Below are 7,526 nucleotides of genomic sequence, written 5' to 3'. Positions count from 1 at the left end.
CACCCCCCCCCCCCCCCCCCCCCCTCCCCCCCTCCCCCTCCCCCCCCCCCCCCCCCCCCCCCCCCCCCCCCCCCCCCCCCCCCCCCCCCGCTGTGGTGTGTGCCGGGCCCGGAGAGGCCCTGGGGGGGCTACGCCTCGTCCGGTGCCTGCGTGCGCAGCGCCCGCGTCCCCATCGCCCGCGTCAGCCTGATCTCGATCACCACCCGGTGCGGATTCACCCTCGGCGGCTTCCCGTACCGCTCCTCGTAGCGCCGCTCGCCCTCCGCGACCTCTGCCGCCTCCGTACGTACGCGCGCACGGCCCTCCAGCGTCGCCCAGCGCCGCCCGTCGACCTGGCAGACCGCCACCCGCGCCCCCGGGTCCTGTACGTCCGTCTCCGCACCCGTCTCCGCACCCGTCGCCGCGTCCGTCGCCGCGAGGATGTTCTTGACCTTCGCACTCGTTCTGCTCGCCAGGACGCGGGCCACTCCCGCCTCCGGGTCGTAGGTCACGCAGACCGGCACGACGTGCGGGGTGCCGTCGGGGCGGGGCGTCGTCAGCGTGCACAGGTGGCGTTCGCGCCAGAAACTGAGGTACGCGGGGGTCGGGTGCTGCGGGTCCATGGCCATGCAGGGAACCTAACCGCCCGCCCGCCCGTCGCGACGATTCCGCCCCCCTCCCACACCCGCTCCCACACCCCTCCCACACCCCCTCCCTTCCTTGAGTGGAATAGACTCAACTTTATGTACGCTGTTTAAGTCAGGTGGGCCAGGCCACCCGAGCTACCGGGCGACCGGGCCATCCGAGCCACGGAACATCGAGCCACCAGGACATCGAGCCACCGGGACATACGGAATCTCAAGGAGGAGACGACTCACGTGGACGCCGAGCTGACCAACAGGAGCCGGGACGCGATCAACGCGGCCAGCAACCGGGCCGTGGAGGGAGGGCATCCCGATCTGACCCCCGCGCATCTGCTGCTCGCGCTGCTCGAGGGGCAGGACAACGAGAACATCACCGACCTGCTCGCCGCGGTCGGCGCCGACCAGGCCGCCGTCCGCGCCGACGCCGAGCGGGCGCTGAGTGCCCTGCCCAGCGTCACCGGGTCGACCGTCGCGCCGCCGCAGCCCAACCGCGAACTGCTCGCGGTCATCGCCGACGCCTCGCAGCGGGCGAAGGAGCTGGGCGATGATTACCTCTCCACCGAGCATCTGCTGATCGGCGTCGCCGCCAAGGGCGGCTCCGCCGGTGAGGTCCTGAGCCAGCACGGGGCCACCGCCAAGAAGCTGCTCGACGCGTTCGAGAAGGCAAGGGGAGGACGTCGGGTGACCACACCGGACCCGGAGGGTCAGTACAAGGCCCTGGAGAAGTTCGGCACCGACTTCACCGCTGCCGCCAGGGAGGGAAAGCTCGACCCCGTCATCGGCCGTGATCAGGAGATCCGGCGCGTGGTGCAGGTCCTGTCCCGGCGCACGAAGAACAACCCGGTCCTCATCGGCGAACCCGGCGTCGGCAAGACCGCCGTCGTCGAAGGGCTCGCGCAGCGCATCGTGAAGGGGGACGTGCCCGAGTCGCTGAAGAACAAGCGGCTCGTCTCTCTCGACCTCGGCGCCATGGTCGCCGGCGCGAAGTACCGCGGCGAGTTCGAGGAGCGGCTCAAGACCGTCCTCTCCGAGATCAAGGACAGCGACGGGCAGATCATCACTTTCATCGATGAGCTGCACACCGTCGTCGGGGCCGGGGCAGGCGGCGACTCCGCCATGGACGCCGGCAACATGCTCAAGCCCATGCTCGCCCGCGGCGAGCTGCGGATGGTCGGTGCGACCACCCTCGACGAGTACCGGGAGCGGATCGAGAAGGACCCCGCCCTGGAGCGCCGCTTCCAGCAGGTGCTCGTCGACGAGCCGAGCGTCGAGGACTCGATCGCCATCCTCCGCGGGCTCAAGGGGCGGTACGAAGCCCATCACAAGGTCCAGATCGCGGACAGCGCGCTTGTCGCGGCCGCCGCGCTCTCCGACCGGTACATCACATCGCGCTTCCTGCCCGACAAGGCCATCGACCTCGTGGACGAGGCCGCGTCGCGGCTGCGGATGGAGATCGACTCGTCTCCCCTGGAGATCGACGAGCTCCAGCGCTCCGTCGACCGCCTGAAGATGGAGGAGCTCGCCCTCAGCAAGGAGACCGACCCCGCGAGCAAGGAGCGCCTCGAAAGGCTGCGGCGCGACCTCGCCGACAAGGAGGAGGAGCTGCGCGGGCTCAACGCCCGCTGGGAGAAGGAGAAGCAGTCCCTCAACCGCGTCGGTGAGCTGAAGGAGAAGCTGGACGAGCTGCGCGGACAGGCCGAACGTGCCCAGCGCGACGGCGACTTCGACACCGCGAGCAAGCTGCTCTACGGCGAGATCCCCACGCTCGAACACGACCTGGAGGTCGCTTCCGAGGCGGAGGAAGAGGTCTCGAAGGACACCATGGTCAAGGAGGAGGTCGGTCCCGACGACATCGCCGATGTGGTCGGAGCCTGGACCGGCATCCCCGCCGGGCGCCTCCTGGAGGGCGAGACGCAGAAGCTGCTCCGCATGGAGGACGAGCTCGGCAAGCGGCTCATCGGGCAGACCGAGGCCGTGCGGGCGGTGTCGGACGCCGTGCGCCGCACGCGCGCAGGGATCGCCGACCCCGACCGCCCCACCGGGTCGTTCCTCTTCCTCGGGCCGACCGGCGTCGGCAAGACCGAGCTGGCGAAGGCCCTCGCGGACTTCCTCTTCGACGACGAGCGCGCCATGGTCCGCATCGACATGAGCGAGTACGGCGAGAAGCACAGCGTGGCCAGGCTGGTCGGCGCCCCGCCCGGCTACGTCGGCTACGAAGAGGGCGGCCAGCTCACCGAGGCCGTACGCAGGCGCCCGTACAGCGTCGTGCTCCTCGACGAGGTCGAGAAGGCGCACCCGGAGGTCTTCGACGTACTGCTCCAGGTCCTCGACGACGGACGCCTCACCGACGGGCAGGGGCGGACGGTGGACTTCCGCAACACCATCCTCGTCCTGACGTCCAACCTCGGCAGCCAGTACCTCGTCGAGCCGACGACGTCACCGGAGGAGAAGAAGCAGCAGGTCCTGGACATCGTGCGGGCCTCTTTCAAGCCGGAGTTCCTGAACCGGCTCGACGACCTCGTCGTCTTCTCCGCGCTCAGCAAGGACGAGCTCGCGCACATCGCCGAGCTGCAGATCGACCGCCTCGCGAAGAGGCTCGCCGAGCGGCGGCTCACCCTGGAGGTCTCCCCCGACGCGCTGACCTGGCTGGCGGACGAGGGCAACGACCCGGCGTACGGCGCACGGCCCCTGCGGCGCCTCATCCAGACGTCCATCGGCGACATGCTCGCCAAGGAGATCCTCTCGGGCGAGGTGAAGGACGGGGACACGGTGCGTGTGGACACCTTCGGGGACGGCCTGATCGTCGGCCCGGCCACCGGAGACACAGCGGGAAACGCAGCGGGAAATTCAGCGGGAAAGACCCTGTGAGCCGCTCCAGGACGGCATAACCCGGTCACATCAGGGGCGGGGGTTGCGGGCCCCCGCCCGACATGGGGCAGGATGGCGGAATCCGTACGAAGGGACTAAGCACGTGAGCATCGACCCGTCCTCGATTCCGAATTTCGGGGGACAGCCCGAACCGCAGCAGGGCGATGGACCGGCGGGCCCCGTTGTCCCCGACCAGGACCTGGTCAAGCAGCTCCTGGACCAGATGGAGCTCAAGCACGTCGTCGACGAAGAGGGTGACCTCGCGGCGCCGTGGGAGGAGTTCCGCACGTACTTCATGTTCCGTGGCGAGGGGGACCAGCAGGTCTTCTCGGTGCGGACGTTCTACGACCGCGCCCACGGGATCGAAGAGAAGTCCCAGCTTCTCGAAGCGATCGACGACTGGAACCGCCGCACCCTGTGGCCGAAGGTCTACACGCACACCCACGACGACGGCACCGTCCGCCTCATCGGCGAGGCGCAGATGCTGATCGGCACGGGTGTCTCCCTCGAGCACTTCGTGTCGTCGACGGTCAGCTGGGTACGGGCCGCGATCGAGTTCGACAAGTGGCTCGTCGAGCAGCTCGGCCTCGAGGCCGAGGTCGACGCCACCGAGGGTGAAGAGAAGCCCGACGACGAGGCCTAGGCCACGCACCTGGACCGCGTTCGTCGCGTTCATCGCGTTCATCACGAGAGCCCGGCCGGGGCGCCCACCATCAGGTGGTCGCTTCCCGGCCGGGCTCTCGTGTCGTTCGCCCGCGGCCGCTACAGCGACTTCAGGCGGGAGACGGCTTCCGCGAGCACCTCGTCCTTCTTGCAGAACGCGAAGCGCACGAACGGCGCCCCGGCCTCCCGGTGGTCGTAGAAGACCGCGTTCGGTACGGCGACCACGCCGACGCGCTCGGGCAGCGCCCGGCAGAAGGCGAAGCCGTCGGACTCTCCCAGAGCGCTGATGTCGGTCGTGACGAAGTACGTGCCCGCCGGGCGGTAGACGTCGAAGCCCGCCGCCGTCAGGCCCTCGCTCAGGAGGTCCCGCTTGGCCCGCATGCTCTCGCGGAAGGACGTGAAGTAGGAGTCCGGCAGGGCCAGGGCCTCGGCGATCGCGTACTGGAACGGGCCCGACGACACGTACGTGAGGAACTGCTTCGCCGAGCGGACCGCCGTCACGAGCTCCGGCGTGGACGTGATCCAGCCGACCTTCCAGCCGGTGTACGAGAACGTCTTGCCCGCGGATCCGATCGTCACCGTGCGCTCGCGCATGCCGGGGAACGAGGCGAGGGGGATGTGCGCGGTCCCCTCGCCGTCGTCGAAGACCAGGTGCTCGTACACCTCGTCCGTGACCACGAGCAGATCGCGCTCGACCGCGAGCTTCGCGATCTCGGTCAGCTCCGCGCGGGTCAGGACGGTGCCGGTCGGGTTGTGCGGGGTGTTGAGGAGCAGCAGCCGGGTGTGGGGCGTGACCGCGTCGCGCAGCTCGTCCAGGTCCAGGCGGAAGCGGCCGGCGGCGGCGTCCGGGCGCAGCGTCACGGGGACGCGCTTGCCGCCGGCGAGGGCGATCGACGCCGCGTACGAGTCGTAGTACGGCTCCAGGGCGATGACCTCGTCGCCGGGCTCGACCAGGGCGAGCAGGGACGCCGCGATCGCCTCGGTCGCGCCCGCCGTGACCAGGACCTCGCGGTCGGGGTCGTACGCGAGGCCGTACCGGTGCTGCTGGTGCGCGGCGATCGCCGTGCGGAGCTCGGGGATGCCGGGGCCCGGCGGGTACTGGTTGCCGCGGCCGTCGCGCAGGGCCCGCACGGCGGCCTCGCGGATCTCCTCGGGACCGTCCGTGTCGGGGAAGCCCTGGCCGAGGTTGATGGCGCCGGTCTTCACCGCCAACGCCGACATCTCGGCGAAAATCGTCGTGCCGAACTCGGCGAGGCGGCGGTTGAGCAACGGGCGCCCGGGTGTGGAGGTCATGAGCGCCATCCTGCGCCGAACCTCCGGACATCCTCAACTCACGCGGCTACGGCTGTTGAGGCTGAAGCGTCTTATTGCTGCTGCTGCTGCCGCTGCCGTTACCGCTACCGGCGTCGATGTCGAAGTCACCGACGTACCACTTGCCGTCGATCTTGAGGGTCTGCACCTTGGCGGTGAAGGACTTCGGGTCGACGCCGTGCGAGCCGGACAGGATGGTGTCCCGCAGGGGCTTTCCGTCGACGTTGATCTGGGCCGTCGGGACGGTTGCCTTGTCGCCCTTGGGGGTGGGCGCGTCGACCTTCACCGTCGGCTTGGCGGAGGCCTTCTGAGGCGCGAACGCCTTGCTCATGGACTTCAGGCCGGGGGCCATCTTCTTCGTCATCGCCGCGTCGCACGTCTGCGCAGTGGCCGCCTTCGGGGCGGAACCTCCGCTGCCCGGCTCCGCGGAGAGCAGGCACGCCTGCTTCCCGTCCTTCTCGATGACCGCGCCGACCCAGGCGCTGACCACGGAGGGCACGGTGGACCGGCCACCCGCCTGCGCGTCGGAGCTGTCGCCCGCCTGTGCGCCGGAGCTCTTGTCCGACGAGGCGCCGGAGTCGCCGGAGTCGTCCGATGTGCCGCCCGAGCACGCCGCCATCAGCGGCGCCATCGTCAGCAGTGCGGCCGCGGTGGCCCAGCCCATGACCTTCTTGCCGGACTCTGTACGTGCCATGACTTCTCGCTCCTTACACTTGCGGGTCCCCCCGGTTCGCCCCGAGCGAACCCTCTGAACTTCCTCAACTCTGCTTTGAGGCCGCGTGGCCGGGGGCATCCCCCTTCCACGCAAGAACAACAAGAACAACAAGAACACAGAAGAGAACGCGGACCCACGGGGGGCCTGCTTCGGGGGAACGGAAAGGGGCGTGAAGGTCATGGTCTTGGTCTTCGTGTTGGTCGCGGTGGTTCTGATCGTCGGACTCGTGTCGTACTCGGGCAGGGGAAGGGGCGGTCGGTCCGGCTCCGGGGCGGCCGGTGCGGCGGGTTCGAGCGGCGGCAGTTGGTGGGCCGGTGGCGGCGACAGCGGTGGCCACCACGGTGGCAGCTCCTGTGGCGGCGGGTCGTCCTGCGGCGGCGGTTCCTCGTGCGGCGGCGGTTCCTCGTGCGGTGGCGGCGGTGGCGGCGGTTGTGGTGGTGGCGGAGGCAGCTGACACGGGGCAGCTGGTCCGTCCATCGGTTGAAGTGCCAGGCTGAAGAACTCGGCTGAAGAACCCGGCTGAAGTGCCCGGCAGGAGTGCCCGGCGGGACGCAACTCCTGCCGGGCACTTCGTCGTTGAGTCATTGAACAGTTGAACTGTGCAGCCCCCGAGGGGGTGGAAACCCTCCGAAGTTGGGTAAAAACGATGTGGCAGTGCAGCAGTCCATGATTCCCTCTTAACCGTCAGCGCCGCCCTCGAAACGGACTACTTGGACAACCGGGACGTCTTCGTGGGCACGAGCCGGCATTCCGACCTCCCGGTCCCTGACCGGGTGCGCCGGATCCACCTCCATTGCGTGTTAGCGGAGCCGACCCATGCTCACGACCCTGAAGACTGTCTATACCGACACGTGCGCCTCGGACCTCGCCTGGACCCTGGGGCGTGAGCCGCTGCCCGCGCTCGCCGCACTCGAACTGGAACTCGGCCACGCCAAGTTGGAGCTGCGTCTCCTGGGGGCATCGCACCAGGTGCTCCTCGAAGAGGAGCGCGGCACCTGCTCCGAGACCGTCGCCTGTATCCCCGGCAGCAGTACGCCCCTTCCGCTCGGCGTCTCCAAGCGCCTCGGCGAGTGGGAGTACGAATTCGCGGCGCGCGTCGAGACCCTCTCGCGCGGCCAGTTCGCGGGCCGCGCACAGGAGCTGCTCGCCCTGGTGTCCGAGCATCCGCACGGACTCGCCGGGGTCTTCCCCGGCAGTCCGCACGCGTTCACCGCGCTCCTCGCCCAGTGGCACGAAGGCGCCGTGCAGTGGCGCACCTGGCACGCCTATCCGCAGGACGGGCAACTCGTGGCGACGCGCACCCGCGTGGGGGTGCGCATGCCCGCGATGCTCTGACCGGCTCGCGA

The 7,526-nt window shown here is 69.7% G+C and carries 7 protein-coding genes; 4 read left to right on the top strand and 3 right to left on the bottom strand.

What is annotated here, in order from left to right:
• Positions 1 to 128: 128 nt before the first annotated feature.
• Positions 129 to 608, bottom strand: a complete 480-nt coding sequence (locus ACZ5CR_RS20015) for a pyridoxamine 5'-phosphate oxidase family protein (RefSeq protein WP_468859207.1) — start codon at positions 606 to 608, stop codon at positions 129 to 131.
• 249 nt (positions 609 to 857) lie between these two features.
• On the opposite strand from ACZ5CR_RS20015, the gene clpB reads away from it, so the two are divergent.
• Positions 858 to 3,491, top strand: coding sequence for an ATP-dependent chaperone ClpB (gene clpB / locus ACZ5CR_RS20010; RefSeq protein WP_468859206.1), 2,634 nt, complete (start codon positions 858 to 860; stop codon positions 3,489 to 3,491).
• A 103-nt stretch (positions 3,492 to 3,594) separates the two neighbouring features.
• Positions 3,595 to 4,134 (top strand): YbjN domain-containing protein, encoded by a 540-nt coding sequence (locus ACZ5CR_RS20005; protein WP_389902302.1) that lies wholly within the window; start codon positions 3,595 to 3,597, stop codon positions 4,132 to 4,134.
• A 119-nt stretch (positions 4,135 to 4,253) separates the two neighbouring features.
• On the opposite strand, the gene ACZ5CR_RS20000 is transcribed toward ACZ5CR_RS20005, so the two are convergent.
• Positions 4,254 to 5,456 carry a pyridoxal phosphate-dependent aminotransferase gene (locus tag ACZ5CR_RS20000; protein WP_468859204.1) on the bottom strand — a complete coding sequence of 401 codons (1,203 nt, stop codon included), beginning with the start codon at positions 5,454 to 5,456 and terminating at the stop codon, positions 4,254 to 4,256.
• A gap of 37 nt (positions 5,457 to 5,493) precedes the next feature.
• Positions 5,494 to 6,159, bottom strand: coding sequence for a hypothetical protein (locus ACZ5CR_RS19995; RefSeq protein ID WP_468859202.1), 666 nt, complete (start codon positions 6,157 to 6,159; stop codon positions 5,494 to 5,496).
• A gap of 190 nt (positions 6,160 to 6,349) precedes the next feature.
• Between ACZ5CR_RS19995 and ACZ5CR_RS19990 the strand changes: the two genes are divergently transcribed.
• Both ACZ5CR_RS19990 and ACZ5CR_RS19985 read left to right on the top strand, forming a co-directional pair.
• Positions 6,350 to 6,634 (top strand): hypothetical protein, encoded by a 285-nt coding sequence (locus ACZ5CR_RS19990; protein ID WP_468859200.1) that lies wholly within the window; start codon positions 6,350 to 6,352, stop codon positions 6,632 to 6,634.
• A gap of 362 nt (positions 6,635 to 6,996) precedes the next feature.
• Positions 6,997 to 7,515 (top strand): DUF2617 family protein, encoded by a 519-nt coding sequence (locus tag ACZ5CR_RS19985; protein ID WP_468859198.1) that lies wholly within the window; start codon positions 6,997 to 6,999, stop codon positions 7,513 to 7,515.
• The last annotated feature ends 11 nt before the right edge of the window (positions 7,516 to 7,526 follow it).

It is taken from the genome of Streptomyces sp. NPDC031274 (assembly GCF_055570235.1).
The sequence above is the reverse complement of the archived record's forward strand: the minus strand, read 5'-3'. Positions and strand labels throughout refer to the sequence as shown.

Coding starts and splice junctions, on each gene's coding strand:
- ACZ5CR_RS20015 (WP_468859207.1), bottom strand. CDS start 608: ATGGCCATGGACCCGCAGCACCCGACCCCCGCGTACCTCAGTTTCTGG.
- ACZ5CR_RS20000 (WP_468859204.1), bottom strand. CDS start 5,456: ATGGCGCTCATGACCTCCACACCCGGGCGCCCGTTGCTCAACCGCCGC.
- ACZ5CR_RS19995 (WP_468859202.1), bottom strand. CDS start 6,159: ATGGCACGTACAGAGTCCGGCAAGAAGGTCATGGGCTGGGCCACCGCG.
- ACZ5CR_RS19985 (WP_468859198.1), top strand. CDS start 6,997: ATGCTCACGACCCTGAAGACTGTCTATACCGACACGTGCGCCTCGGAC.